Annotated in this window: 19 protein-coding genes and 1 riboswitch; of the genes, 17 read left to right on the forward strand and 2 right to left on the reverse strand. The window is 72.9% G+C overall.

What is annotated here, in order from left to right; translation table 11 throughout:
* The first annotated feature begins 62 nt into the window (after positions 1-62).
* From N542_RS0112115 to N542_RS26675, 12 genes are all read left to right on the forward strand, one after another.
* Complete coding sequence (locus N542_RS0112115; RefSeq protein WP_155993030.1) at positions 63-2030, forward strand: hypothetical protein; 1968 nt, start codon at positions 63-65, stop codon at positions 2028-2030.
* A gap of 3 nt (positions 2031-2033) precedes the next feature.
* On the forward strand, positions 2034-3281 hold the full coding sequence (locus N542_RS24655) for a hypothetical protein (protein ID WP_155993032.1): 1248 nt from the start codon (positions 2034-2036) through the stop codon (positions 3279-3281).
* A gap of 3 nt (positions 3282-3284) precedes the next feature.
* A complete protein-coding gene (locus N542_RS0112125) occupies positions 3285-3554 on the forward strand; it encodes a hypothetical protein (RefSeq protein ID WP_028644136.1) in 270 nt (89 codons plus the stop codon).
* The gene (locus N542_RS0112130; protein ID WP_155993034.1) at positions 3551-4423 is read left to right on the forward strand and encodes a hypothetical protein; all 873 of its coding nucleotides are present in this window, start codon (positions 3551-3553) and stop codon (positions 4421-4423) included. Before N542_RS0112125 ends, N542_RS0112130 begins: the two co-directional genes overlap by 4 nt.
* Positions 4420-5802, forward strand: coding sequence for a S8 family peptidase (locus tag N542_RS26665; protein WP_051551692.1), 1383 nt, complete (start codon positions 4420-4422; stop codon positions 5800-5802). Before N542_RS0112130 ends, N542_RS26665 begins: the two co-directional genes overlap by 4 nt.
* Positions 5790-7727: a hypothetical protein gene (locus N542_RS0112145; RefSeq protein WP_028644138.1), complete on the forward strand. Its 1938-nt coding sequence runs from the start codon at positions 5790-5792 to the stop codon at positions 7725-7727. Before N542_RS26665 ends, N542_RS0112145 begins: the two co-directional genes overlap by 13 nt.
* 5 nt (positions 7728-7732) lie before the next feature.
* Positions 7733-8800: a hypothetical protein gene (locus N542_RS0112150; protein WP_028644139.1), complete on the forward strand. Its 1068-nt coding sequence runs from the start codon at positions 7733-7735 to the stop codon at positions 8798-8800.
* Positions 8797-9966: a hypothetical protein gene (locus N542_RS0112155; protein ID WP_028644140.1), complete on the forward strand. Its 1170-nt coding sequence runs from the start codon at positions 8797-8799 to the stop codon at positions 9964-9966. The genes N542_RS0112150 and N542_RS0112155 overlap by 4 nt, the downstream gene beginning before the upstream one ends.
* A 3-nt stretch (positions 9967-9969) precedes the next feature.
* Positions 9970-10812 carry a hypothetical protein gene (locus N542_RS0112160; RefSeq protein ID WP_028644141.1) on the forward strand — a complete coding sequence of 281 codons (843 nt, stop codon included), beginning with the start codon at positions 9970-9972 and terminating at the stop codon, positions 10810-10812.
* A gap of 3 nt (positions 10813-10815) precedes the next feature.
* Positions 10816-12246: a hypothetical protein gene (locus N542_RS0112165; protein ID WP_155993036.1), complete on the forward strand. Its 1431-nt coding sequence runs from the start codon at positions 10816-10818 to the stop codon at positions 12244-12246.
* A gap of 5 nt (positions 12247-12251) precedes the next feature.
* Complete coding sequence (locus N542_RS26670; RefSeq protein WP_051551694.1) at positions 12252-13490, forward strand: hypothetical protein; 1239 nt, start codon at positions 12252-12254, stop codon at positions 13488-13490.
* A gap of 107 nt (positions 13491-13597) precedes the next feature.
* A complete protein-coding gene (locus N542_RS26675) occupies positions 13598-15793 on the forward strand; it encodes an N-acetylmuramoyl-L-alanine amidase (protein WP_028644143.1) in 2196 nt (731 codons plus the stop codon).
* Here N542_RS26675 and N542_RS24675 read toward each other — a convergent pair.
* Positions 15777-16499 carry an AfsR/SARP family transcriptional regulator gene (locus N542_RS24675; protein ID WP_036507682.1) on the reverse strand — a complete coding sequence of 241 codons (723 nt, stop codon included), beginning with the start codon at positions 16497-16499 and terminating at the stop codon, positions 15777-15779. The genes N542_RS26675 and N542_RS24675 overlap by 17 nt on opposite strands.
* A gap of 249 nt (positions 16500-16748) precedes the next feature.
* On the opposite strand from N542_RS24675, the gene N542_RS0112185 reads away from it, so the two are divergent.
* The 4 genes from N542_RS0112185 (at position 16749) to N542_RS0112200 (ending at position 19609) form a co-directional block, all read left to right on the forward strand.
* Positions 16749-17609: a sensor histidine kinase gene (locus tag N542_RS0112185; RefSeq protein WP_028644144.1), complete on the forward strand. Its 861-nt coding sequence runs from the start codon at positions 16749-16751 to the stop codon at positions 17607-17609.
* Positions 17610-17648: 39 nt separating this feature from the next.
* Entirely contained in the window at positions 17649-17828 is a 180-nt protein-coding gene (locus N542_RS24680) for a DUF1059 domain-containing protein (RefSeq protein WP_036507686.1), read from the forward strand.
* A gap of 16 nt (positions 17829-17844) precedes the next feature.
* The gene (locus tag N542_RS0112195) at positions 17845-18384 is read left to right on the forward strand and encodes a protein-tyrosine phosphatase family protein (protein WP_051551698.1); all 540 of its coding nucleotides are present in this window, start codon (positions 17845-17847) and stop codon (positions 18382-18384) included.
* Positions 18385-18457: 73 nt separating this feature from the next.
* Positions 18458-19609: an NDMA-dependent alcohol dehydrogenase gene (locus N542_RS0112200; RefSeq protein ID WP_028644146.1), complete on the forward strand. Its 1152-nt coding sequence runs from the start codon at positions 18458-18460 to the stop codon at positions 19607-19609.
* A gap of 75 nt (positions 19610-19684) precedes the next feature.
* On the opposite strand, the gene N542_RS0112205 is transcribed toward N542_RS0112200, so the two are convergent.
* Entirely contained in the window at positions 19685-20494 is an 810-nt protein-coding gene (locus tag N542_RS0112205) for a siderophore-interacting protein (RefSeq protein WP_028644147.1), read from the reverse strand.
* Positions 20495-20558: 64 nt separating this feature from the next.
* Positions 20559-20706: riboswitch (cobalamin riboswitch) on the forward strand.
* A 26-nt stretch (positions 20707-20732) separates the two neighbouring features.
* Between N542_RS0112205 and cobN the strand changes: the two genes are divergently transcribed.
* Complete coding sequence (gene cobN, locus N542_RS0112210) at positions 20733-24320, forward strand: cobaltochelatase subunit CobN (protein WP_028644148.1); 3588 nt, start codon at positions 20733-20735, stop codon at positions 24318-24320.
* Positions 24321-24629: the final 309 nt, after the last annotated feature.

The following is a 24629-nucleotide window of genomic DNA, read 5'->3' on the forward strand; positions in this document are numbered from 1 at the left end:
CCGAACAGCGGCGTGATCGTCGGCTGCGAGGGTGCGCCTGTCGAGTCTTGAGGAGGTCGGCCGTGCCGATGCAGACAATGATCCGGAGCCACCCGTTGGGCGACGTTGGGGGCGGCGCCCTGGGTGCCCGTCCGTCCATCACGCCGACGCGCCGCCGCATCGACCGGCGCTTCTCGAGCCTGGGCTTCACCATCGCCACGACCCAGCCCTGGACCGAGGTGCTGCTGGCGACGGACCCGAGCCTCTTCGACCCCGCGCGCAGCGAGGCCCGCACGGTCGCCAACTTCTACGCCAGCCGGTCGCACGGCGGTCTGACGGCGACCGCCGCCGGTCGGGCCCGGTACGTCGCGCCGGCCGCGACCGTGCAGCTGCTCGCCGCGTCCGGGGCGTCGCTCTGGTATCTCGCGATCGCGTACGCCGACAGCACCGGCATCGGAGGCGTCACGTCCGCCGAGAGCGGGGCAAGCGGCGCCGTGGTCGTGGACGCGTCGCTCCGGCCGCGACCCGGGGCCGTCACGGTGCGCCGCTCGCTGTCGCTGGGGCGGATCCCGGGGCGCGCGCTCGGGGACGCGGTCGGCTCCGACGACCGCCGCGACGGCGAGGACGGCCTCGACGTCGCAGTCCCGGTCCTGGCGACGTCGGCAGGTCTCCACCACCGCGGGCTGGGCGTCGATGACCGCCTGGACGGTGAGGACGGCGCCGACGTCCCGCTCGCCGCGACCCTGACCCCGCCGCCGGCGGCGGCATCTCCGGCGGCATCTCCGGCGGCACCGCCGGCGATGGCACCGGTAGTTCCCACGGCACCCGACCTCCCGACGTCAGCGCCCGAGCCGGCCGCAGCCCCGCCCGGCGTCCCGACCAACGGCAGCACCCCCGAGGCGGCGGCCGCGTCGCTGGCCGACGTGGCGTACGACGACGGCTGGGACTCGATGAGCGCCACCGGCGTCCCGGCCCTGAGCGCGGTCCCGGCGCTCAGCGACGAGTACCCCGACGTCGACTGGGGCGGGGTCGACCTCGCCGACCAGTACGGCACGCCCCCGGCGTACCAGTCCCTGGAGGAGGCGCCCGCCACGGTCCCGCCGGCGCCCGCCGCCCCCGCCGCTCCCGTGCCCGGGACGGCTCCGACCGCGCCGCTGCACGTCGTCGCACCGTCCCTGGTGCTGCCGGCCGAGGCGCAGCGTCGCGTCATCGAGCTGACGGCGGCCGACGGTGGCAGCGCCTACTCGGCCGTCAACGCCGACGGCGCCTTCCGCGGCCGGCACGGCCCGGGCCACAAGGCCTACCAGCGCTTCCACACCGGGCTGTCCTTCGGCATCGCCGAGTTCAACCAGGATGCCGGCACCCTGGGCCAGCTGCTGCGCCTGATGCAGGAGCGCGAGGGCGAGACGTTCGTCGCCGTCTTCGGCGACGCGGCCGGCGAGCTGGTCGCCACCACCACCGCGCCGGGACCGTCGAGCGAGCACGTCGAGGGTGGCCGCGGCCCGCGGGTGCAACCCGTGGCCGGCGCCGACCTGTGGGAGGAGCCGTGGCTCTCGCGGTTCCGGGCCGCGGGCGCTGTCCCGGACTTCCGGGCGGCCCAGAACCAGCTGGCCGCCGAGCTCTACCTGGCGCCGATGCTGCCCGTCGCCGCCGGCTTCGGCCTGACCACCGAGCGGGCGCTCTGCATGGTCCTCGACCGGTCGATCGCGCTGGGGGAGCAGGGCGCCAAGCGCTGGATCGCCGACACCGTCGGCCCGGTGAGGTCACCCGCGCAGCGGCAGTCGGCCCTGGCCGCCCTCGGCTTCGACTCGATCGAGGCCTTCCAGGCCTCCGTGCCGGGGCTGCTCACCGACGGCGAGTTCGGACCGGTCACGCACGCGACGCTCACGGCGGCCCTGCGTGGCCTCGGCGCCGGATCGCCACTGCCGCTGCCGGACGTCAGGACCGCGATCGAGGAGATGGCGCGCCGCGGCCAGAGCGAGGACGGCGGGTCGAGGCTCGCGCGCATCGCGACGGCGCCGGAGCTCGGTGACGTAGCGATCGGAGGGTGAGCGATGCCAGCCAGGCACGACGGAGTCCCACCGGCCGACGGCCCACTCACCCCGCGTGACGTCGCCGGAGCGGTGGAGCGCGCCGTCTACACGAGCCCGAGCTTCGGACAGCTCGACGACCGGACCCAGGCCGACATCGCCGACTCGCTGGCCGCCGTCACCCGCTACCTGCGGGCCGACCCGCACGCGGCGGCGCTCGGCGACCCGATGTCACGCCAACTGGCGCCGGACCTGTCGTCGCTGCGTCGTACCGAGGCGTCGCCACCACCCCCGAGCCCCGGGAGTCCCGCCCCCGCGCCCGCTCCGTCCGGGTCGGGGTCGAGCCCGGTCGGCCGGGTGGGGGAGGTCGCCCGCTCGACCCTGGACGCCATCGACTTCCCCAGCTTCGTCTCCGGGCTGATCCAGGGCACGTTCCAGGCGATCGTCGACAGCAGCATCCAGCAGATGCAGGCCTACGCCGAGATGCTCAAGCAGGTCGCCGGCACCGTCGACCAGTTCATGTCGGAGAACGTCAGCGACGGCCAGGCCCGCGACTACCTGGCCGACCGGTACGGCGACGTGCTCACCAAGGACACCTCGGGCGGCCAGCCGAAGCTCGGCGTCAACAAGGGCGCCACCGGCAGCGAGCTGCCGTCGTTCTTCAACGATCTCGGCTTCTCCGCGCCCGAGGACCTCAGCGACGACACCGTCGAGGACGTCGTCGTGCCCGCTGCCCGGCGCTCGATGGCCGAGCAGCGCCAGCAGACGCTGGCGACGATGGTGATGATGGGCATCAACCGGGTCGTGGTCAGCGACGGCCAGATCACCGCCAAGCTCGTCTTCCACGTGGACGCCTCGGAGACGACCGAGGTGCGGTTCGACCAGAGCAAGACCACGGTCGGGTCGATGGCCAAGACGGCCGGCACCAGCCCCTTCTCGGCGCAGGCGATCATGATCAACACCACCAACGTCAACGCGCAGAGCGACATCAACGTCCGCACCGACCTGACCGGTGAGGTCACCGTCCGGTTCCGCAGCGAGACCTTCCCGCTGGAGCGGTTCGCCGACTCCTACGCCATCCAGCTGATCAACTCCAACGCGAAGGTGCCGCCCCCGGCGGCACCGCCCGCCGCTGCGCCGGCCGCCGGAGCACCGGCCGTCGTGCCGGGCACCGTGGTGCCACCGGCCGCACCGCCCGCGCCCGCCGTCGGCCAGTCGTACGCCGGGCCGTCGTACCCCGAGCAGGGCGACCCATGGTCCCCCGAGCGCTGAGCCATGAGCCGCCCCGAGCTCAACGAGACGCTGACCGCGCTGGTCGGAGCGGTGCCGACGGACGGCGCCACGACGATGGTCGAGGTCGACCTGGACGTGCCCATGGAGATCTCGCTCTCACACCGCGACGGCCACCTGGTGGTGCACGCGGCGCCGGGCAGCACCCGCTTCGTCAGCGGCTTCCTGCCCGTCGTCCACAACACGCGCCTCGTCATCGTGACCTCGGACGAGCCGTCGCCGGACCAGCCGTGGGCCGCGGGGTGGTCGCTGTGACCGCGCCGGGTGCCGGCTTCCCGGTCGAGGACTTCCTCGAGGCGATCACCAACCAGCTGGACCGGACCCAGGACTCGTTGCGGCTGAAGTCGGTGAACCGGCCGCTGACCTACGCGATCCGCGACTTCTCGATGGAGCTGAAGGTCTTCGTCGAGCTCGGCACCGACGGCCGCGTGGTCTTCCGGCCGAGCGCGGCCGACGACACCGGGGCCAGCGTGGTCAACATCGGCTTCACCACCGTCAACCGCACCATGATCGACGAGAACACCGTGTCGCTCTCCGCCGTCCGCAGCCCGACCCTGGACGAGCTCGGCCTGGATGACCAGGAGCGGCGCCAGCTGGAGAAGCTCGGCGTCCGCAACGCCGAGCAGCTCGACCAGCTGAAGCGCACCACGGGTGAGAACACCGTGGCGCGCTACTCGGGGCTGCCGGTCGACCGGCTCCGCCAGGCGCTCTCGCACGGACGACCGCGGGTGCGCAGCGTGCAGGCCGTGCCGGTCGCGCCCGTGCCGGCCACGCCGGTCCCGGTGCCGCCCGTCGCGGTGCCGCCGGATACGGAGGCCCCGGTGGCACCGCCGGCATCCCCCGTCGCAGTCGCCGACGGGCCCGAGATCGTGCGGGTGCCGCCCCGGACGCGACGGATCAGGCTGGCGGGCCCGCGTCTCGACGAGACGACCCAGCGGGCGCGGCTGGCCGGCCGGCCGCTCGGCGTACGCCCGGTGGAGGGCGGTGTGGAGCTCGACCTCGGAGCGGACGCGCAGCCCGGCGACCTCGAGCTGGACCTCGGCGAGCACGGCGTGGTGTCGATGTCGCTCGAGTTCGACCCCGACGACGACGTCGTCCCGAGCGACCCCTGGCGCACGCCATGACTGCCCGGCCGGCGTACCTGCGCGTCACCCTCGCCGCCGGCGAGGCGCGCACGCACGCGCCCTGCCACCTGGACTGCCTGCTCGGGGCCGCGCGCCCGGCCACCCACCTCGACGGTCGCGGACCGCTGGACGCCGCGCTCGGGGGAGCCGGCAGGTTCCAGGCGCGCTCGGTCTTCCACGCCCGCCGGTCGCTGGGCCGGACCGGGCAGCAGGTCGCGGGGTTCGCCGACGACGAGGAGCAGCTCGGCCTGTCGCGGACCTACCTGGTCGAGCTCGGCGACGCCGGGGACGTCGCTCGTGCCCTGGACCGGCTGCGGTGCCTCGGGGTCGTGGAGAGCGCCGGGGCCGAGCTGCTGGCCCGCACCTACCGGGCGCCGGTGGCCGCGAGGCCCACCCCGCCCACGCGGCGGGAGGCCGAGGTGCCCTTCGCGATGGTCGGGGCCGCGGCCGCGCACCGGATCGAGCCCGGCAGCGACCGGGTCCGGGTGGGCGTGGTCGACACCGGCGTGGCCCTCGACCACCCCGAGCTGGCCGGCCGGCTCGGGGCGGGCTACGACTTCGTCGACCTCGGGATGGGCCGGATCGGTGACGGGCCCGAGCTCCTCGGCGACGCGTCCGGGAGGGACGACGTTCCCGAGGACGAGGTCGGTCACGGCACCCACGTCGCGGGAGTCATCGGGGCAGCCGGGCACCGGGTGCCGCAGGGTCTGGGCGGCCTGTGCGTCGCGGTCCCGCTGCGGGTCCTCGCCGGCGCGCGCAGCGGCCCCCAGGGCAAGCCGTTCGGCATCGGCAGCCTCTCCGACATCGACGCCGGCATGAAGGTCGCCGTCGACCGCGGCACCCGGGTCGTCAACCTCAGCCTCGGGACGTCGGCCACCGAGCTCGACGCCTCCGCACCCCCACCCCACCAGGAGGTCGCGGCGTACGCCGAGAGCCGCGACGTCGTCCTGGTCGCGGCCAGTGGCAACGACGGGACCACGGTGCCGTTCTACCCGGCCGCCCTGCCGACCGTGCTCGCCGTCGGCTCGGTCGACCCGCACGGCGAGGTCTCGCAGTTCACCAGCACCGGTCCGCACGTGGTGCTGCACGCGCCCGGCGAGGACATCGTCGGGCTCTCCCTCCACGGCTACCGGCGCTCCACCGGGACCTCGCACGCCGCGCCGTTCGCCAGCGGCACCGCGGCCCTGGTCGCGGCCCGCGGCGACCGCCAGGGACGCACGCTCTCGGCCGCCGACATCCGCCGGGTCCTGATCGGGTCCGCGCGAGCCCGGGCGCCCGGGGGTCCGCCCGTGCTCGACGCCGAGGCAGCGCTCAGCCTCGCCGACCGCCTCCCCACCCCAGCCACCCACGACCGAAGGAGCCAGCCATGGCAGCACTGACCGCGGCGGCGTGCAAGCAGCTCGCCCGCCACCTGCTCGACCTCTGCTTCGACGAGCTCTCCCGGTCGGAGCGCCCGACGCTGCGCGAGGTCACCGCGTTCACGACGACGCAGCTGACGCACCCGATCAGCGAGACCGAGCTCGCGATGCTCGACAAGCTCGCCGACGAGCCCGACACGACGTCGATCGGCGGGAGCCGTCGTACGGCGCTCCTGCGGGCCTTCGCGATGCCGACCGTCCGGCGCAGCTGGGAGCACCTGCCCGAGGACGAACGACGGCCCGAACCACTCACCCCACCTACCGCGGTCACGACGGCCGCGATCCGGATCGCGATCGATCCCAAGAACGCCGACCCGGAAGACACCGAGACCCTGCGCAGGTGGGGCCACACGAAAGGAAGCACCGCCGTGGCACACATGGATGACTACGTCGCCGAGAGGCGAGGCCTGCCCACGCCGTTCGACACCACCACCTTCGTCAGCGAGGTCACCAAGCGGCTCCAGGGCTTCGGCGGCGAGGTGTCCGGCCCGTTCATCGCCGTCGTCACCGGCCGCCTGCTGCTCGACGGCAACACCGAGCCGGTCCGCAGCGACTTCCGGTGGGCGGTCAAGCGGGCGTACGACGCCGGTGTCACCGAGAGCCCGAACACGCCGGGCGTCACCAACAAGGAGCACTACGCCAACATCGTCGGCGACTTCAAGGCGCTCCGCCGCGACCAGAGGATCAAGTACCAGGAGCTCGCGGCCGTCGCCGACCACGTGATCGCCTCGTCCGACGAGGACTGGGACATCACCGACCGGGACAGCCGGCGCTCGCAGGTCGAGGTCGGCATGATCCGCTACGCCGACGGCACGGTCGACACCGGCTTCGCCTCGCTGGACCTCCCGGCGATCGTGAGCGAGGACGCCTCCAACCAGGAGATCGAGCCGCCCAACGTCGAGTGCGTGGCGATGATCGGCGCGGCGTACGAGATCGAGCAGACCGGGGCCTTCGACGTCGTCGACAAGATGGTCGAGCTCTTCACCCAGGGGATGCTGCCGGTGCGCGACGACAGCGGGGGTCGGGCCCTCAACCGCTACTTCTGGCAGACCGAGACCCGTCTGGACGCGGCGGCCCGAGCCGGCCTCTACGCCCGGGCCCTCGGCCGGGGCGACACGGGCAACACCGACGCGCAGCCCAACACGCAGTTCGAGCAGCTGATGATGCGCTTCGTCTCGGCGCTCGTGCGCTACGACAGCACCCTGCAGGTCTCCAACGTCGTCACCACCGACGGCCGGGACCGGCTGGGCTCCAGCGAGCAGGTGCGCAAGGCGGCACAGGACTTCGCCGCCAACGCGAGCCTCGTCGGCTGGGGCTTCACGGTCTTCGCCGCCCGCAAGCTCAGCCAGCACATCGACTGCGTCTTCGACGTCCTGGGGCAGGAGACCCTGCAGCGGGCGTACGGCGTGACCGGGCCCTGGCAGCTCGTCGAGCGGGTGTCGGCCGTCGAGCTCGGCTCGACCCCGTCGATCGTCCAGCACCGCACGCGGGCGCAGGCGATCAAGGACATCCTCGACCTGCTCGCGGTCTACTCGACCGAGCTGTGCCGCTCCGGTGGGGTCCGGCGCTTCCTGCCCAACATCGACGACCTGCGCGGCTCGGGGTCCGAGGGGGGCGCGAGCTCCACGGTGTCGGTGGTGGACTACGAGAAGCTGGTCAGCGCGGCCAACAACCTGCTGGCCGTCGGGGGTGTGACCGACGACGAGATCGCCCGGTTCTCCGCCCCGGTGGCGTCCAGCGCCCGCGGCTCGATCCCGACGGTCGGTGGCGACGTCGGCGGCAGCAACGGCACGGCCAACCTCGACCAGATCCGACAGCTCGCTCAGCAGGGTCAGTTCGCCCAGCTGCAGCAGCTGCTCGGCGCTGGGACCGGGTCGTTCGGGTGAGTGCGATGTATCCCTACTCCTCCGACAAGGCCGCTCACCAGGCCCGCAGGCTGCTGCGGACGGCGTCGCGCGTGCTCGGCACCGTCGACCCGTCAGGTCCCGTCACCGGGCTGCTCGACGGCGCGCTGCCGATGCCGCCCGGCGACCCGACGTACCGGAGCCGGCACGCCTTCGAGCCGCGCTTCTCCGAGACCGCGAGCGGCTCGCTCGCGTTCTCCTGCCAGGTGCCGGAGAACGGGCCGGGCGGGTCGGGCGGCGTCTCCGCCGCCAGCCAGGAGGTGCGGCACCTGCTGGGGTCCAACTTCGGCAGGCAGGCCCTGCTGTGGTTCGACCGCAACAGCGACCGTGCGCAGTCCGTCGCCGCCGGCGACGACTCGGCGACCGTCGTGAGCGCCTTCGACCGCGACGGCTTCCGCGAGGCCCAGGTGACCTACCTGTGGGGACCGTGGTTCACCGACGGCCTGCCGGAGATGGCCCGGCGGGTGGGGGAGACGGTGATGACGACCGTCCCGGGCGCGCAGCCGGCCTTCACGACGATCCGGGCGGCCCGGCAGAGCGGGAGCCAGTCGATGACCTTCCGGCTCGGCGCGGAGCTGCCACTGGCCGCGCTGGCGCCGATGATGGACCAGCTCGGCCTGGGTCCGCAGCACCAGTCGCTGATGACGGCGGTGGCCTTCGCCCTGGGCGCGCGCTACACCCTGCCGGCCCAGAGCTCGCTGCTGACCTTCCGGCCGATGCGCCACGGCATCGAGATGCGGCTCGACGTGGACCTCGAGCAGGTGCCGGACCTGCCCGCCAACATCGCCGACCTGCTCGCCCTGGAGCTCAGCGAGCGTCCGCGCTCGTTGCGCGCGCTCGAGCAGTGGGTGGCGGCCTTCAGCCCGGAGGGCGACGAGAGCCCCGGCAGCCTGTCCGTGCTGTCGGTGACGGTGCGCCCCGACATGCCCGCCCGGCTGTCGCTGCACATCCGGCCCCGGGTGGTCAGCAACCCGACCGCCGTACCGGCGCCCGAGCCGGTCCTGGTGGGCAGCGGTGCGCCGCACGGCGTCGCCAGCACGGCGGGCTGGCGATGACCGCCGTCGCGGCACCACCGGTCGCGACCGTGCCGCTGGTGCGCGCGCAGGTGCGTGACCTGCTGATGCGCACCCCTGCCTTCGCCGCGCTGCCCGAGCACGAGCGTCGCGACCTGGCGCACGGGCTGGTCAACGTCGGTCAGTACCTCGCCGACGCCGGGGGCACGACGCGCGACCTGCCGCTGGCACTGTCGGCCGAGCCCGTGCGGGCCCTGGACGACCCGCCGCGCCCGGACACGGCCGGTCAGGACTTCGGCGACCAGGGCGGGGCGCAGGCCGCCGATGCCGGCGTCGACGCCCTCGGCAACGCCATCGACAACGTCGACTTCCCGGGCTTCGTCGCCGGGCTCATCGACGGCGTCTTCAACGCGATCGTGACGTCGTCGATCAAGCAGATGGAGGCCTTCGCCGAGCTGGTGAAGAACGTGTCCAAGAGCGTGGACGCGTTCATGAAGGACAACGTGTCCGAGGACCAGGCGCGGGACTACCTCGTGGACCGCTACCCGGACCACCTCGAGGTGGACACGACCGGTGACAAGGCGACCATCGCGCCACGCTCCGACGCCGACACCGACGCGATGCCCGACTTCTTCGGCGACCTCGGTCTCGCCGCCCCGGTCGACTCCCTCGACGAGGACACGATCGAGCAGCAGCTCGTGCCCGCGGCGCGCAAGAAGATGGCGATGGACCGCCAGCAGGTGCTGCTCTCGCTGGTCCTGATGGGGATCAACCGGCTGATCGTCACCGACGGCTCCATCAAGGCGACCGTGGTCTTCCAGCTCGACACCCGCGACAAGATCACCAAGAAGCGGGCCCGCACGATGGACTACAACCGCACCCAGAACGAGAAGTACTCCCGCTCGCGCTGGGGCTGGATCTTCTCGCCGAGCAGCACCTACACCTCGGACACGACCACGCAGATCAACGTCAACACGGTCAACAAGGACGACAGCGAGGCGAAGGTCGACCTCAAGACCAAGCTCACCGGTGACGTCAACATCCGGTTCAAGAGCGACGTCTTCCCGCTCGACAAGATGACCGACATCCTCGGGGTCGTGAAGCCGGAGGCACCCAAGCCGGTGACCCCGGTGCCGGCAGCGGCCGCACCGGCCGCCCCGGCGCCGCTGCCGCCCCTGCCACCGATGCCCGCCACGCCGGGACGGTGAGCCATGGGCGCGTCCCTCGCGGTCAGCCTCGACGCCGCCCTGCGCGACGTGCGCGCCCTCTCCCTGGCGGCGGGCGGGGACCCGCTGCGGCTCCAGCTGCCACCCGACGGCATCGACGACGCGACGATCGAGCCGGCCGCCGCGGCGGTGCTCGGCTCGCTCTACCTCCTCAGCGAGCTCGAGCAGGTCGGCGTGGTGCCCTGCGCGGAGCTGCTGGCCAACGAGCGCTGGGGCCTGGGCATCCAGGACCCTGCTGCCGCCGGCCAGCTCGAGGCGTACGCCGCCAGCGTGCCGCGCTGGCCGCGGGCGCCGATGCGCGAGCAGCTCTTCGCCCGGCTCTTCGGCACGCCGGTCGAGCCGGACGCCGTCCCCGGCCGTCCGTCGATCGCCGCGGCGCCCCTGGGCAACGAGGCGTTCGAGGAGCTGCTGGCCGGCTACTGCGACGCGATCGCCACCTTCGACCCGCACGGGCTGCCCCGCACCCGTGGCGGCCTGCGGCTGGCGGGGGACCGGCTGCGCGCGAACCTGTCGCCGCGGCAGTACGGCAACACGCTGATCGTCGCGAAGCCGCTCGTCGAGCAGCTCCGGTCGTCGCTGGACCTGCTGGCCCTCCAGGGCGTCGGCGACCTCTTCCACGTCAGCGGCACCTGGGCGGTGGTCCGAGCCATGCAGCCGTCCGGCTCGGTCGACATCGGCCGCCACCTCGACCGGGGCCAGTCGGGTCGGACCGTGGTCTCCTCGGTGGGCTACCCGTCGGTGCCCGACCTGGTCGACGGCACCCTGACCCAGGCCGCGGACGTGTGGCTGACCGCGACCGGGTTCGCCGCCCAGCCGGTCGGGCGGTGAGTGATGACGGCTGCGGTCCTGGAGCGATCACCGGCGCTGCCCGGTCCGTTCTCGACGCGCCCGGACCCGCGCGGCGTCGTACCGACCCCGGCGACCCGAGCCCTCGTCGCCAGCCAGGTCAACGCGATCCTCGCCGCGGCGCCGTCCTTCCACCAGCTCTCGACCGACGACCAGCGCGAGCTCTCCCGGCACATGCACCACATCGCGTCGTACGCCGCCGAGCTCGTGCGCGACGACTGGTGGCAGTCCGCGAGGCTCGAGCAGCGTCCCGTGCTCAAGCAGACCACGACCCTGCGCCCGCCCCCGGTCGCGCGCAGCCAGGCCGCCAGCGACAACCTCGGCGCCGGCGCCACCTCGCGGGTGGGCGAGGTGACGAGGCAGACCCTCAAGGCGATCGCCTTCCCGGAGTTCGTCGCCGACCTGATCCGCTCGACCTTCCGGGCGATCATGGACGCGAGCATCCAGCAGCTCGACGCGATCCGCGCGCTGCTCGGCAACGTCTCCGGCACCGTCGACGAGTTCGAGGCGTCGAACATCACCGACAGCCAGGCCCGCGAGTGGCTGGCCCAGCAGTACGGCACGCACCTCCAGCTGCGCGGCGGCAAGCTCGCCGCTCGCGCGGACGCCCCCGAGACGCCCCCGAAGTGGCAGGACCAGCTCGGCCTCACCGGCTCCGTCGACCTCCACGACGAGGACTCCATCGAGGAGACCCTGGTGCCGGCCGCCCGGCGCAAGCTGAGCCAGGGACGACTGGAGACGCTGTCGCTGCTGGTGCTGATGGGCACCGAGCGGATCGTGGTCACCGGGGGGAAGATCCGGGCCACGATGGCCTTCCACATCGACGCCTCCGACGCCGCCCGCGAGGCCAACGCCTCGGAGTTCGACCTGCGGGTCACGGCGGCCGGCAGCGTCGGCTTCGGCCCCTGGTCGGCCTCGGTGAGCACCTCGGTCGGCTACGTGTCGACGTCGAAGTCGGAGAGCGAGTCGGAGATCAACGTCGCTGCCGACCTCACCGGCGAGGTGGAGCTGCACTTCCGCAGCGACCCCGTGCAGCTCAACCGGCTGATCGGCGAGGGCGCGATCGGCCAGATCGTGGCGAACACCCCCGCCCCGGCCGCCAACGCCGAGGCCATCCCGTGGGGCACCTCACCGGACGCGCGGGTGGCGCCGACCGCGCGGCGGACCAGCGCCCGCATCGACGCTCCGATGCGGGCCGCGCCCACGATGATGACCCCACCGCCGGTCCCGCCGGCCACCCCGCGCGCCGCGCCGCCGGTCACGCCGCCGGTCACGCCGCCGGCTCGGACCCCTCCCGGAACGCCGCCTGCCGTGACCCCACCGGCCACCCCACCGGCCACCCCACCGGCCACCCCACCGACGATCCCGCCGGCGACGCCTCCCGCAGCGACCCCACCAGCACCGACCCCGAGGTGAGTGACATGCTCAAGCCCGCCACGACCAGATCAGTCACGCTGACGGGGCCGTACGCCCAGCTGCCGCGGGGCACCATCGCGCCGACCCCGGCCGTCCAGGAGCTCGTCGGCACCCAGATCCGAGCCCTCCTGCACGCGAGCCCGTCGTACTACCAGCTCGACGAGGGCACCCGGGACAAGCTCGAGCACGACCTGAACAAGATCGCCGGGTACGGCGCCGCGCTGGTGCAGGAGCAGTTCGCCCAGACGTCGAGGCTCGGCCAGATCCCCGTCTACAAGGCGCCACCGGCTCCGGCTCCGATCACGCCGGCCCACGCGCAGGCGATCGCCGGACCGTCCGCTCGTCAGGCCGCCGGACCGCTGGATCCGCCTCCACCGCCGGTCGACGCCGACCGGTTCGACGACCGGGCGGTCAGCCTGATGGCGGGCGTCACGAAGGACACCCTGAACGCCGTCGCGTTCCCGAGCTTCGTCGCCGACCTGATCAACGGCACGTTCAACGCGATCGTGAACGCGTCGATCAAGCAGATGGAGGCGTTCGGCAACCTGCTGGCCAACGTCGCCAAGACCGTCGACCAGTTCATGGCCGACAACATCACCGACAACCAGGCCAAGGACTGGCTGGTCAGCAAGTACCCGTACCACCTGAAGGTCGACACCAGCCAGGGCGACCCGAGGGTCGTCGTCCGCCCGGAGGCTGCGGACAAGGAGCCACCGTCGCTCAAGGCCGACCTCGGCCTCGACCAGGACGTCGACCTCGACGAGGACGCGATCGCCGAGACCCTGGTGCCGGCGGCGCGCCGGTCGCTGGCCCAGCAGCGGCACCAGATGCTCTCGACGATGGTGCTGATGGGGATCAACCGGATCGTCGTGACCAGCGGCCGGATCCGGGCCAAGCTCGACTTCCACATCGACGCCTCCGACCAGGGCAAGGCCGACAGCGCCAGCAGGTTCGAGGAGCACAACACGACCGCCGCCGGCGGCGGCTTCCTCGGCTTCGGCGTGGTGTCCGTCAACTCCGTGGCCTACGTCAGCACGCAGAGCAGGTCGGCCTCCGACGAGATCAACGCCTCGGTGGACCTGATGGGGGAGGTGGACCTGAAGTTCAAGAGCGACGTCTTCCCGCTCGAGCGCTTCGCGCAGCCCGGCATGATCGGCCTGCTGCAGGGCAACACGGCCAACCCGGCGGCGAACCCGCCGGCCGGCGCGAACGCCGCCAACCCCCGAGCGGGCGACGCGGCCTGAGCGGCGACGCGACGGTGACGGAAGCCCGACGTGCCTGCGATGCCGCCGTGACCGCCGTGGCGTTCGATGACGGGTGCCCCGCTCGATCCCGTCGTGAGGAGACCGTCGTGAATTCACCCCTGCTGGTCCTGGACCCCGGACACGGCGGCAGCCAGCCTGCCGGAGCCTCGAGCCCCAACCGCGGCACCGGCGCGGGCGGGCTGCTGGAGAAGGAGGTCGCCCTCGACGTGGCTCGTCGCGCGCGCGACCGCCTGACCCGCGACCACGTCGTGGTCCTCACCCGGGACAGCGACACCAACCTGTCCCTGGCCGAGCGGGCCGACACCGCGAAGAAGCTCCACGCCGCGGCGTTCGTCTCGGTGCACTTCAGCGGCTCCGACCCGGCGGTCGACCGGACCGACGTCGTCGTCGCCACGACGGCCTCGGCGTCGAGCCGGGCACTGGCCGACAACATCAAGCGCCGGGTGGGCGCCGCGACCGGCTCGGGCGGCGACGTGCTGCGCGCCGACCTCGGCCAGCTCGCCGCCGACCGGCACGACCCCGCGACCGCGGCCTGCCTCGTGGAGATCGCGTCCCTGGCCGCCCCGCACCGTGCGCAGCTGCTCGCCGACCCGGCGTACCGCGACCAGCTCGCCGAGGCCCTCGCGATCGCGATCCGCGAGTCCGTCGCCGGGGGCGCGGCGCCGATGGCGAGGCCGCAGTGGGTGGCGGCCCAGGGCTACGGGCGCGCGGCGTCGATCTACCCGCCCGAGACGCCGAGCGACTACAGCATCACCGGGCTCGTGAGCGCCGCTGCGATCTGGGCGGACTGGTTCCTGCGGCGGGCGACCTGGGAGGCCGGCGTCCCCGACTCGGAGGTCATGAAGTTCCCGCACAGCGCGATCTGCCAGCTCAAGCTGACCTCCACGACCGGCCAGCTCGCCTGGGGCACCGGCTTCTACATCGCCGACGAGGTGCTGCTCACCTGCGGGCACAACTTCTACGACGCCGCCGACGGCTGGGAGACCGCGAGCATCGAGGTGCTGCCGGCGTACAGCCCGCGCGCCTCGACGTACCCGACGAAGTCCTTCACCGTGACCTGGCGCGACAACGTGCACCCGAAGTGGGCCGCCAGCAACGACAGCGGCTTCGACCTGGCCGTCCTGCCGGTGCCGGGACTGCCCTCGCAGGCCGGCAACTTCACCCTCGCGAACGTGTCGCTGTCCCAGGAAGTGCCGATCGTCGTGTGCGGCTACGGCAAGGTCGACGGGACCGCCTTCGAGACCCAGGGCCAGCGGATGGACGGCGCCCACATCGGCCAGGCCGACTACGACCTCGTCTACTACCCGATGATGACCGAGGGCGGTCACAGCGGATCACCGGTCTTCAGCGGCCGGATGGTGATCGGCGTGCACACCGGGCCCAAGCCCGACCTGCGGATGAACCGCGCCGTGCTCCTCACGCCGGAGAAGGAGGACTGGATCATCTCCAAGGCCGGCTCGGGCGTCGCGTTCGGCCAGAGCCTGGGGCGCCGGGGCTCGGCGCTGGGTGTCGACTCGACCTCGACGCAGAGCGCGCAGTCGGACCAGGTGCGGGTCGACGTGGGCCGGTCCGTGGCGCGCGCCGAGGCCGGAGGCGACTACACGAAGGTCCACCACGACTCCGCCCGCCTGAACTTCGGCATCGGCTCCTGGACGCTGGCGCGGATCGCGACGGTGCTCGACACCATCGAGGGCTACGCCGCGGCCAACGGGCTCACGGCCGACCTGGTCGCGCCGTTCGGCGGTCAGGCCGGCTTCGACGCCGTCAGGGCGGCGTGCCGGACCGGTCAGGCGGAGCCGCTGTCGGCCGCGCAGGAGTCCCAGCTCCAGACGATGGCCCGGATCACCTCGCTGCACCCCGCCCAGGACCTGCAGCTGGCCGCGGACGTCAAGGCCGACCTGGACTGGATCGGCTCGTCCGGGACCAACCCGGACATCCCCTGGTACCCCTTCATCGACGGTGGCATGGGTGCGATCACCGAGATCGCCGCCCACGTGCTGGTGCACGCGCTGCACCAGTCCGGCCGCGGTGCGACCGACGGCAGCAACGGGCTGCCGAAGCGGTTCAAGGAGGTCATCGCCGGCTTCGGCGGCGAGGCGAAGATGGGCGCCGACATGGTCTCCGGCGCGGTCACCGAGCGGATGTGGCTGGAGGCGCTGGCGGCGCGGGTCGTCGCCAACGTCCGGTCCGACCTGCAGGCCGGCGTGACCAACCGCTACACCAAGGTCTTCGCGGACTGGGGCTCCTCGGGCCTGTCGTACTACTTCACTCCCGCGAGCTGATCGTCCCGCAGCCGGCCATCATCGACTGCAGGGCGCTGCTCGGGCGTACGCCGAGCTCGTCGGCGAGGATCGAGCGGCACCGCTCGAACTGGTGGATCGCCTCGACGACGTTCGCCTCCGCGAGGTGGACGCCGATGACGGAGCGGTGCGCGCTCTCCCGCAGCGGGTCCGCGTGCACCGCGGCCAGCGCGGCGTCCAGCGCCAGGTCGTAGCGCCTCGCGCGCAGGTGGCGCTCCGAGAGCCGCTCGAGGGCGTGCAGCCGGAGCTGGCGGATCCGCTCGCGGTCCACGACCAGCCAGTCCTCGTCCCAGCCCGGCAGCAGGTCGGCCTCGAAGAGCTCCGGACCGAGGCCCTCCAGGCCCTGGTCGATCGCGGCGGCCGCCGTGAAGAGCTCGTCGACGTCGACGTCGACGCAGCTGCGGAGGCTGAGCGCGCCCCGGTCCTCGTGGAGCAGGGCCGCGCGCGCCTTGGCCAGCCGCCACAGGCTGTTGCGCAGCCGGGCGGCCGACGCCGGTGCCTCCGACCCGGGCCACAGCTGTCGGCGTACCGCGTCGCGGTCGGCCGCGCCGTGCAGCGCCAGGAGGGTCAGCAGGCGCCGGGCGTCGCGGCTCACCCCGGACTTCGGCAGCTGGGGCGTCGCGGTCAGCTGCCACCGTCCGAGCAGCCGCAGTCGCGGGCCCGGTGGTAGCCCAGGTGGTTCGAGCACGACTGCTCCTCAACGCGATCTCACGCCGTCGACAGGCAGCGCGCCCCCACGGTGCCCCCGAGAACCCAGGGCCGTCATCCCCGGACCGTCGGGTGCCGAGGCGATGGTGCAGTCCCGAGTCTTCTCGGGTCATCGGGGCATCGCCATAGTGCATTCGGGCCATGCGCCCCACGCAGCCGCTCAGGGCGACTCGGGTCGGCCGCTCAGGTCGGCCGCCGACCGACCGATCGGGTGGGGGAGGAGGCAGAGATGTCCGACGGGGCGTGGCGGCCGGAGGTGCTCGAGGGCGGCCGGGCGCAGGAGGGACCGGACCCGCGGGTCCGGGCGGTGCTCGAGGTGCTCGGTGGCCGCGGCACCGGTGACGTCGCGCAGCGGTGGTCGGTCGACCCAGCGGTGGTGCACCGCTGGGTCACGGCCTTCGTCGACGCCGGGACGGCCCAGGTCACCAACACCCCGGACCCGGAGGCCGCCAACCAGCGCGACCGGTTCCTGGCGGCGTTCGCCCACGAGCTGCGCACGCCGTTGACCGTCGCGCAGGGCTGGGTGGCGATGCTCCAGGAGGACGAGCTGCCACCGAGGATGGTGGTCAGCTCGCTGGCCAAGCTGGAGGACGCGCTGGCGCGGCTCGCCGACCGGATCATCGACGTCGAGCTGCTGGCCGCGGCGTCGCTCGGGCTGACCCGGCTGGAGCCCAGGACGGTGACGATCGCCGGGCTGGCCGCGGACCTGCCCGACCTGGGCGAGATCGCCGGGCTGGGCGGCGACGTCGAGGTGACGGGCGATCCGGACCACCTGCGCCGCGTCCTCCGGGACCTCTGGCTCGCCGGACGCTCGATCCCCACCCCACGCGCGCTGCGACTCGAGGTCGTCGAGGTCGGCCCCTGGCTGGAGCTGCGGGTGGTCCGCGAGGCGGACCCGATCGACGTCGAGGTGCTGCAGGCGCTCTTCGAGCCGTTCGACCTCAACGACGACGGGACCGGCGTGACGATCGGGCTCTACCTGGCTCGGGCCCTGGTGATCGCTCATGGCGGGACGCTCGGTGCCGATCAGGACGAGGACGGCGCCGTGCTCTGGGTGCGGATCCCACGCCGTACGACGCACTCGACCTGACCCAGACCTGACCCTGACCTGACCCTGACCTGAGAGGCCATGATGTTCAAGCTTGCCTGTGGAGACGTGATGCCGGGCTGCTCCGCCCGGTTCGAGCACCGCGACCGGGGCGACCTGCTCGGGCAGGTCGCGGCCCATGCGGCCAGCGCGCACGGGATCGCCGACATCACCCCCGAGATCTTCGCGGCGGTCGACAGCAAGATCGCGTACGCCGCCTGACCGGTAGGTTGCCGGCGTGCTCTGCCACGCCTGCTACGCCGAACCGGCGCTGGTGCCGGACTGCGTCCACTGCCACGGCAGCGGGCGGGCGACGTCGATGCCGCTGTGCGACGACGCCTGGAACGAGGTCGTGCCCGGGCTCTTCCAGGGCGGCCACGACGTGCGCTCGCAGTCCGCGTCCGCCTGCGTGGTCGGAGCCGAGTTCGACCTGGTCGTCAGCCTGGCGACGAGGCCCGGCTACGGACCCGCGGCCGGCGTGGAGCACGTCGTGCTGCGACTCGCGGACGCCGCGATCGACCCGGTGACCGCGGTGCGGGTCGACGAGGTCGCCGGCCGGGTGGCTGTTGCCCTGGCCGACGGTCAGCGGGTCCTGGTGCGCTGCTCGGGCGGCCTGAACCGCTCCGGGCTGGTCGTCGCCAGCGCCCTGGTGAAGCACGGGCGTACGCCGGACGAGGCGATCGCGGCAGTGCGGCGGGCGCGCGGACCGTGGGCGCTGACGAACCCCGGGTTCGTCGTACATCTGCGTGGCCTGGGATCCGAGGACGCCCACGCCTGAGAGTTCGCGTGACAGGCGACACATCGGGCAGTACCTTGCAGGGACAAGAACCTGTTCTAGTTAGGGAGCCAGCATGAAGACCCGCGCCGCGATCCTGTGGGAGCCGCACACCGACTGGAGCGTCGAGGACATCGAGCTCGACGCGCCCAAGAAGGGCGAGATCCTGGTCAAGCTCGCCGCCTCCGGCCTGTGCCACTCCGACGAGCACATGGTGACCGGTGACATGGTCCTGGACCCGGAGCTCGCCGAGGCCTTCGGGCTCAAGCAGTTCCCGGTGATCGGCGGCCACGAGGGCGCCGGTGTCGTCACCGAGGTCGGTCCCGACACCACGGAGTTCGAGGTCGGCGACCACGTCGTCTTCAGCTTCATCCCGTCGTGCGGCAAGTGTCCGTCGTGCTCCACGGGCAAGCAGCACCTCTGCGACCTCGGCGCCTTCCTGCTCAGCGGCATGCAGCTCTCGGACTTCTCCTACCGCCACCACGCCAAGGACGGCCGCGACCTCGGCATCATGGTCGGGCTCGGCACCTTCTCGCCGTACACGGTGGTCAACGTCGACAGCGCCGTGAAGATCGAGAAGCACATCCCGCTCGAGAAGGCCGCCCTCGTGGGCTGCGGCGTGACGACCGGCTGGGGCTCCGCGACGTACGCCGCGGACGTGCAGTCGGGCGAGACCGTCGCCGTCGCCGGGCTCGGTGGCATCGGCATGAGCGCGGTGCAGGGCGCGGCGATGGCCGGTGCCCGGTTCGTCGTGGCGATCGACCCGGTCGACTGGAAGCGCGAGAAGGCGCTCACCCTCGGCGCGACCCACACCGCGCCGAGCATGGTCGACGCGCAGGCGCTGATCAGCGAGATCACCTACGGTGCGATGGCCGACAAGGCGATCCTCGCGATCGGCCTGGCCGAGGGCGAGCACATCGCTCCGATGATGTCGCTGATCAAGAAGGCCGGCCGCGTCGTCGTCACCTCGGTGTCGAACATGATGGCCGACGACGTGAAGCTCAACCTCTTCGACATGTCGATGCAGCGCAAGGAGCTCGTGGGCTGCATCTTCGGCAACGCCAACCCGCGCTACGACATCCCGCGCCTGCTGAACCTCTACATGGACGGCAAGCTCAAGCTCGACGAGATGGTCACCCAGGAGTACACCCTGGACCAGATCAACCAGGGCTACCAGGACATGCGCGACGGCAAGAACATCCGCGGCGTCATCATCTACGACCAGTGACCTCGTAGCGCGTCGAGACACCAGAGATGGCTCCCGGGAGGTCCTCCCGGGAGCCATTCTGGGTGTCTGGACGGATCAGGCGACGTCGGCGTCCATCGCGGCGACGTAGTCGCGCTTGACCGCCCGCCAGGCCTCGTCGGTCATGGTGCGCCGCCAGTACGGCGAGCAGGACATGTCGGCGCGCGGCACGCCGCGGTCGCTGATCAGGTGCCGGCGGATCGCGCGGATCTCGTCGGCCTCGCCGTGCACGAAGGCGTCGACGCGGCCCTCGGGGAAGGCCACGTCCGCGACGGCGTCGGGCAGCAGGTCGACGTCGTCGACGGCGCCGGTGCGGTGCAGCCAGAGCAGGTCGAGGTCACCCGCGCAGGTCAGCGGGATCTCGAAGCCGGGGCCGTCGCAGACCAGCCGCACGATCGCGCGGCGGCCGGCCGGGATGGCCTCGAGCGAGGCCGCGATCGCCGGCAGCGCCGACTCGTCACCGACCAGCAGGTGCCAGTCCGCCGTCGGGTCGGGCAGGAAGCCGCTGCCCGGGCCCTCGAAGACCAGGACGTCGCCGGGACGGGCGGTGGCGGCCCACGGCCCGGCGGCGCCCTCGTCGCCGTGGACCACGAAGTCCAGGCTCAGCAGGCCGGCTGCGGCGTCCCAGTCGCGCACGGTGTAGCGGCGTCGCGCGGGCCACGTCTCCTTCGGCTGCGTCTCGCGCACCTCGGCGGGGGAGAAGACGGCGGCGTACGGCGCTCCCACCGGCGGGATCGCGACGTTGACGTAGGTGTCGGTCGCGTCGGGCATCGTCAGGCCGGCGAGGCCCTCACCGCCCAGCACGACCCGCACCAGGGTGGGCGTCAGCCACTCGGTGGTCTCGACGCGTCCGTGCCAGGTGGCCACGCTGGTTCCTCTCGTTGACTGTCCGAGTTAGGTTACCCTTCCCGCGAACCCGGGCCGCAGGCCCGCGGCGCGGCGACCACTAGGCTGGGCCGACCACGTCTCGTGGACCAGGAACCCGGTGCGAGTCCGGGGCGGTTCCGCCACTGTGAGGCCGTTCGCTGCGAGGCAGCGATCGGTCGAAGTCAGACACTGACCACGAGACCTCCACCAACGACGGGCGAGAACCCCGAGGAGGATCATGCGCATCGCGCTGCTCTCGACATCCGACACCGACCTGCTCTCCGCCAGGGCCTCCGGTGCGGACTTCGTCTTCGCCAACCCGGCCCGTCCCGGTCACCAGTCCATGGCCGCGGTGATCGAGGGAGCCGACCTCGTCGTCGGTCGGATCCTGGGCTCGCCGCAGGACCTGTGCACCGGGTTCGCGCGGATCCGCGACACCGGGATGCCGGTGGTGGTGCTCGGCGGTGAGGCACAGCCCAGCGCCGAGCTGATGGAGCTGTCGACCGTCCCGGTCGGGATCGCCGCCGAGGCGCACCGCTACCTGGTCGAGGGCGGGCCGGCCAACCTCGCGCAGCTGCACGCGTTCCTGTCCGACACCGTGCTGCTCACGGGCGAGGGGTTCGAGCCGCCGCTCGTGGTCCCGCAGTGGGGGATGGCCGAGCGCGACGCGACCGGCGGACTGCCCCGCGTCGGCGTCCTCTACTACCGCGCCCACGAGACCAGCGGCAACGCCGCCTTCGCGCACGCGCTGGTCGACGCGATCGACGCGACCGGCCGTGCGGTCGGCGTACCGGTCTTCGCGGGCAGCCTGCGCTCCGCACCGGACGAGCTGTACGACGCGCTCGCGACCCTCGACGCGCTGGTCGTCACCGTGCTCGCGGCCGGCGGCAGCAAGCCGGCCGGAGCGGGCGCCGGGGGAGACGACGAGGCCTGGGACGTCGAGCGGCTCCGCAGGCTCGACATCCCGATCCTGCAGGGGCTCTGCCTCACCAGCAGCCGCGAGGAGTGGGAGGCGTCGAGCGACGGCGTGACCCCGCTGGACTCGGCCACGCAGATCGCGATCCCGGAGTTCGACGGGCGGATCATCACGGCCCCGTTCTCCTTCAAGGAGGTCGACGCCGACGGTCTCCCGCGCTACGTCGCCGACCCCGAGCGGTGCGCCCGGGTCGCCGGCATCGCCGTCAACCACGCCCGCCTGCGCCACATCCCGGTCGGCGAGCGCCGGGTCGCGCTGATGCTGTCGGCGTACCCCACCAAGCACTCGCGCGTCGGCAACGCCGTCGGGCTCGACACCCCGGTCAGCGCCGTCCGGCTGCTGCGCCGGATGCGCGAGGACGGGTACGACGTCGGCCACCTCCCGGCCCTGGACCTCGACGACGAGACCGAGGCCGGCGACGCGCTCATCCACGCGCTGATCGCCGCCGGCGGTCAGGACGAGGAGTGGCTGACCAACGCGCAGCTCACCGACGCGCACGTGCGGATCACGAAGGCGCAGTACGACGCGTGGACCTCCGACGTCCCGCGCGAGCTGATGGACGACATGGTGGCGGCGTGGGGCGAGTCTCCGGGCCAGCTCTTCGTCAACGACGCGGGCGAGATCGTGCTGGCGACCATCCAGGCCGGCAACGTGGTGCTGCTGATCCAGCCGCCCCGCGGCTTCGGTGAGAACCCGGTCGCGATCTACCACGACCCCGACCTGGCCCCGTCGCACCACTACCTGGCGGCGTACCGCTGGCTGGCGCACGGCTTCCGTGCCGACGCCGTCGTCCACCTCGGCAAGCACGGCTCGATGGAGTGGCTGCCCGGCAAGAACGCCGCGCTGTCCGCCGCGTGCGCGACCGACGCCGCGATCGGCAACCTGCCGCTGATCTACCCGTTCCTGGTCAACGACCCGGGCGAGGGCGCGCAGGCCAAGCGCCGGGCGCACGCCATGATCATCGACCACCTCATCCCGCCGATGGCCCGCGCCGAGACGTACGGCGACATCGCGCGGCTCGAGCAGCTGCTCGACGAGCACGCCAACATCGCGGCGATGGACCCGGCGAAGCTGCCGGCGGTCCGCGGCGAGATCTGGCAGCTGATGCACGCCGCCGAGATGCACCGCGACCTGGGGCTGGACGAGCGGCCGGACGACGAGGAGTTCGACGACTTCATCCTGCACGTCGACGGCTGGCTCTGCGAGATCAAGGACGCCCAGATCCGCGACGGGCTGCACGTGCTCGGCCAGCCGCCTGAGGGCGAGGCCCGGGTCAACCTGGTGCTCGCGATCCTGCGGGCCTCGCAGGTGTGGGGTGGTCAGGCCGCCGCCGTGCCCGGGCTGCGCGCTGCCCTCGGGCTGAAGGACGGTGCCCTGCGACAGGCTGAGGAGCCGGGACTCGTCGCCGTCGACGCGATCGAGTCGCAGGCCCGCGCGCTGGTGCAGCGGATGGAGGACGCCTCGTGGTCGCCGGACGCCGCGGCCGGCATGCACGACGACCCGGAGGTCCAGCGGGTGCTGCGCTTCGCCGCCGAGCAGGTGGTGCCGCGGCTGGCGCGCACGACCGACGAGCTCGACGCGCTGCTGCACGCGCTCGACGGCGGCTTCGTGCCGGCCGGGCCGTCGGGCTCGCCGCTGCGCGGGCTGGTCAACGTGCTGCCGACGGGTCGCAACTTCTACACCGTGGACCCGCGTGCGGTCCCGTCCCGGCTGGCGTGGGAGACCGGCCAGGCGATGGCGACCTCGCTGCTGCAGCGGCACCTCGAGGACACCGGCGACTACCCCACCTCGGTGGGCCTGTCGGTCTGGGGGACGTCCGCGATGCGCACGTCGGGCGACGACGTCGCCGAGGTGCTCGCGCTGCTCGGCGTACGCCCGGAGTGGGACGAGGCGTCGCGCCGCGTCAGCAGCCTGGCCGTCGTACCTCTCGATGAGCTGGGCCGCCCGCGCATCGACGTCACCGTGCGGATCTCGGGCTTCTTCCGCGACGCCTTCCCGCACGTGGTCGCGATGCTCGACGACGCCGTGCGCCTGGTGGCGGGTCTCGACGAGCCCGATGACACCAACTACGTGCGCGCCCACACCCGCGCCGACCTGGCCGAGCACGGCGACGAGCGGCGGGCCACGACCCGGATCTTCGGCAGCAAGCCTGGGTCGTACGGCGCCGGCATCCTCCAGCTGATCGAGTCCGGGAGCTGGCGCGACGACGCCGACCTCGCGGAGGTCTACACCGCCTGGGGCGGCTTCGCCTACGGCCGCGACCTCGACGGTGCGCCGGCCGCCGAGGACATGCGGGCCAACTACCGGCGGATCAAGGTCGCGGCCAAGAACATCGACACCCGCGAGCACGACATCGCCGACAGCGACGACTACTTCCAGTACCACGGCGGCATGGTCGCCACCGTGCGCGCGCTCACCGGCTCGGCCCCGCGGGCGTACGTCGGTGACTCGACCACGCCCGACGCCGTACGCACCAGGACCCTGCAGGAGGAGACCAACCGGGTCTTCCGGGCCCGGGTGGTCAACCCCCGCTGGATCTCCGCGATGCAGCGACACGGCTACAAGGGAGCCTTCGAGCTCGCCGCGACCGTCGACTACCTCTTCGGCTTCGACGCCACGGCCGGGGTGGTGCACGACTGGATGTACGAGGCGCTCGCGCGGGAGTACGTGCTCGACGAGACCAACCGTGCCTTCATGACGAAGTCCAACCCCTGGGCGCTGCGCGGCATCGTGGAGAAGCTGCACGAGGCCAGGGACCGCGGCTTGTGGGAGGCGCCCGACCCGGACACGCTGGCTGCCATGCAGCAGGTCTACCTGGAGCTCGAGGGCGACCTCGAGGACCGCGCGTGAGGGCGACGGTGGTTTCGAGGCTCGGGCCTGGCGGCCCTCGCACCTCAACCACCGGAGTCGGGGTCGTGGAGGCGGGCACGGTGGGGGTGGTTTCGAGGCTCGGGCCTGGCGGCCCTCGCACCTCAACCACCGGAGTCGGGCCTGGCGGCCCTCGCACCTCAACCACCGAGGGGACGGGGTCGGTGCGGGGACCGAGCCGTCGCTGGTCGAGCAGCGAGCGCCAGCGAGCGTCGTCGAGGCCCCGTGACCCCGGTCAGGGGCCGGCTCTCGCGCAGGTGCCCGGACGCGACTGCCGCGCCGGCTGCCCGC

It is taken from the genome of Nocardioides sp. URHA0020 (assembly GCF_000620705.1).
GTDB lineage: Bacteria > Actinomycetota > Actinomycetes > Propionibacteriales > Nocardioidaceae > Nocardioides.